Annotated in this window: 3 protein-coding genes; all 3 read right to left on the bottom strand. The window is 43.9% G+C overall.

Features of this window, described 5'->3' with window-relative positions; translation table 11 throughout:
* The coding region (locus Q0502_RS05855) for a cellulase family glycosylhydrolase (RefSeq protein ID WP_298648345.1) at window positions 1-728 on the bottom strand (728 nt) is incomplete at its 3' end.
* A 59-nt stretch (window positions 729-787) separates the two neighbouring features.
* A complete protein-coding gene (locus tag Q0502_RS05850; RefSeq protein ID WP_298648342.1) occupies window positions 788-2029 on the bottom strand; it encodes a glycan-binding surface protein in 1242 nt (413 codons plus the stop codon).
* Between the two features lie 27 nt (window positions 2030-2056).
* On the bottom strand, window positions 2057-3716 hold a 1660-nt coding region (locus Q0502_RS05845; protein WP_298648340.1), incomplete at its 5' end, for a RagB/SusD family nutrient uptake outer membrane protein.

The following is a 3716-nucleotide window of genomic DNA, read 5'->3' as shown; positions in this document are numbered from 1 at the left end:
TCATTGAGATTTCTGAGATTATCACTGAACTGTACCCAATGGTAAGATGAGCTGTAACGGTCACCACTGATTACTATGGGGGTTTTGGTATCTACCTGGCGGATGCTTTGGATGGTTGCCTGGGCAATGTCGAACCAGCTCCCTGTAGTGGGCATCGCATAAGGTTCATTCATAATATCATACGCCCAGATGTTTGTATATGATTTGAATTCCAGTGCAATTTTCTGCCATACGTCTGCCAGATGTTCCTTGGTAAGTTCCGACCCCGATCCTATCACAGTGTGTGTTTTCCCGCCATCAAAAGAACGACGGGCAAAATTGTGCATATCGAGTATCACCAGCATGTTTCTCTCTTCGGCTGCTTTGACAAATGTTTTCATCAAGCCTAAATCCAGCGGGTTCAATGGTCCGTTCAGATCATATTGTACCCTTTCCCATCTAAATGGAAAACGAATCAGTGTCAGTTTTTTTGATTTAAAATAATCCAGGTCTTTGGCAGTGGGATAACCATAGTGTGTGCCAATTACACCCGGATAAACACCACCGAACTCACCGCCGGAAAGATTGACTCCGAAATTTTCGATCATCGCATTCGGGTATGAATTGTCGGGATCCGGATTCTCGTTCCCATTCTCAGGGCCGGTGGGTGTTTTTATCTCTTCTCCTTTTTCACAGCCGACAAAAAAAATGAGGGTTATAAAAGATAAAAAGAATATTAATTTTCTCATACGATTTCGGTTTAAGGGTGCTGATGCCGTTAAAAGCAACAACACCCCTGAAAAATATCTTATATCTGTTTTCTTACAATGTTCACTTTTTTTGCAATCCTGAGATTGGTGATTGAAAGGTCTGTGGGAGCTACTGTACCTGCTCCATGGATATAGGCAAAAACGAACTTATTCCCTGTCTCAAAGAGTGGACTGCCTCCGGAAGCAGTTTTGTAATAGGCAAAATCAGAAGCGATTGTAACCCATTTATCGTGGGTGTGATAAGCTACCCCCGAAAGAGCCGGAATCCATTCCTGGGTGTTTGTAGCCCTGGTTCCGTTCAGTACCATCCTGATCCTATCGCCGGGTGCTGTGATGGGGAAGTCGGTTTTAACCAGTATCTCATATTTAATCTCATAGTCTCCCGGATTAGTTCTCATATCTGCGAATAAGGGATTCGCAGAAGGGGTATCGAAAGGATAATTATAAATGAGCAGGTTGGTGCTGTATCCGTTGACAGTCCCTTTGATTCGTGAAAAACATGTTCCCGGGAATAGTGGTGTTGGATCTCCTTCCTTTGTACCGTCTGTGGCAAAATTTTTCGTTGAGGCATGTGTCAGATAGCCCGGCCCCATATCTGTAATGCTGAAACCCCGATCACGATAAGTAAATTCAATGGGTTCCTCGCCAAGTACACTCTTTATCCTGTTACTGCTTACCGATACGGTTGCATTGTCCGTAATTCCATCCGGAACTTTCAAGGTGACGGCTTCCTCTGTTGTAGAGAGGATGGTGACCGGTATGCCGTTCATCTTGATCTCTCCCTTCTCGGGAGTCAGATCGTACAATAAAAGGTTTTCACCTTGCATAACGATGGTTTCACCAGCATTTCCAAAGTCGAAATCAAATCCGCGGATAATAAGATCAGGAAATGCGACTTTAAAGGGAAATTCGGTATTCCCTTTTTCTGTTGTGACCACAATCTTGTTTGTTATTTCATCCGGTACGGTGCCTGGAATTGATACCACAATCTTGGTATTCACTGCATAAATCTCCTCAAGATCCACTGACTGATCATTAAATTGTATGGATTTTACCTGAGTCAGGTTTTGTCCGTGAATCACGATCATCTGATTAAAACTGCCCTGGGTCGTATCGGTATCCTGATTTTCAATCGTGCTGATCCTGGTGATTACTGGTGGACCGTTTGACACTGTTTCATCAGTAAATTCATCATCATATGTCACAATATCATCACAGGAAGTGAAAAATATTGCCATCAGGAATGTGATAGAAAGATATCTTAGTATTAAAGTTTTCATATGCATGAGGTTTATTAGATTTTCATATTATTTCCATCCCGGATTATTCTCTGTGATGGCCTGGTTGGTCAGCATTTCATCTTGCGGGATGGGATAGAGTAAATGTTTTGCTTCCCGCATTTTAATCGTATTTATCTCATCTACTGTCCCTATACCATTCATCACTCCCAAATAGATACCCCATCGAATCAGATCCCAACGTCGATCACTTTCCAATGCAAATTCCATCGCTCTTTCTTCCAGTACTGCTGAGCGAAACGCTTCCTTCGATTCGATACCTCCATCCTCTGAAGAGCCAAACCATCTGGGGGTGGCATTGCTTCTTGTCCTCACTGCATTGAGAGCGTTGAGTGCATCGTTATTCATCCCATCTACTTCGTTTGATGCTTCTGCATAAATCAGGACAACATCAGCATAGCGTAGCAAAGGCATCATGGCATCGGTTCGGGTCAGTGAGCGATCGGTGACATCTGTGTATTTTGTGGTGTATGCGAGGTATTGTTCACCGGTCCCGGATCGGTAGTCACGTCCGTCGTTAAACGGCGCCACTGGGTCAGCCACCTTATTATTGGCCGGATCCAACCCTCTTGCTTTTAACTTCCATTCATCCGTATTGGGATAATAACCCCCTCCATTCCATGAGATATCCGACTGACGTACAAAACGATGCATCACTCCTTCTGTAATTCGAAGATCCTGATTTTCGAATAATTTATACCAGTGGTCTCTTAAACCATGCGACAATCCCCCTCCGTTCGGTACATAGCCATTTACAATCTGTCCAACATAGGCTCTGCTAAATAATGCACCATAGTAATCGTCACCCGATTTTGTCTGTAATGCAAAGAAATGTTCCTTACTGGTTCTTCCTGCTTTTTTCCAGAGAATGGAATAGGGTATAAGCTCATGATCACCATATAATTTGCCGACAACAATATCTTTTGCGATATCTCTTGCCAGTGTATAATACGCAAGATAATCGAATGATTCATAGCCTGCAACCTGTTGTTTCTCTATGGTCAATGTTTGGGGTTGTGTGAATACTTTCACACTCCCGTTCATGCTAAAGGGAACACCTCCCTTTACATACACAGTGCCGGAAGGCATGGCAGCAGAAGCAATCGTTGCATAAACTTTTGCCAGTAGCGATGCCGCGGCACCGGCAGAAACACGACCTTCTTCATAGGAAGAATTTGTGTTTTTGTAGATCATCTCTTTTGCGTTGCTTAAGAGATCGATAATATGTGCGTAGACAACTGGAATTGGCTGACGGGGTTGATTGGAATCATTTCCCTGATTGATGGACCCTTCGAAGATGGGCACTTCCCCATACGCTCTGACCAGGAGAAAATAGCCGTAAGCCTGTAGGAAATAGAGTTCACCCAAACAGTTATTTTTAGCTGCCTCTGAAACATTCCCCATTTTTTCTATGTGATAGATGGCCTCATTTGTTCTGTTAATCAGGTCATAGCTCAATTTCCAAACAGCGTCCGACTGATTGGTCGCCCCCTGGAAATTGCCTGCTCCCAACTCGCCGAAAGCCCAACTTGGACCGGTCACATAATCGTTGTCGAGTTCAATGGAACGGGGAAACTCATCGTATACATACATGCGGGATAGTCCGTTATAGGCGCCCATTACCCACATATCAGCGCCTTTGTCGGAATCTTCAATGCCCTCATTGGTG

The sequence above is a fragment of the uncultured Proteiniphilum sp. genome, assembly GCF_937873925.1.
Lineage (GTDB): Bacteria > Bacteroidota > Bacteroidia > Bacteroidales > Dysgonomonadaceae > Proteiniphilum.
Note: the sequence above shows the minus strand (reverse complement) of the source record. Positions and strands in the feature narration are given on the sequence as shown.

Excerpts from the sequence above, each read along its gene's own strand:
- Q0502_RS05850 (WP_298648342.1), bottom strand. The coding sequence starts at position 2,029 with ATGAAAACTTTAATACTAAGATATCTTTCTATCACATTCCTGATGGCA.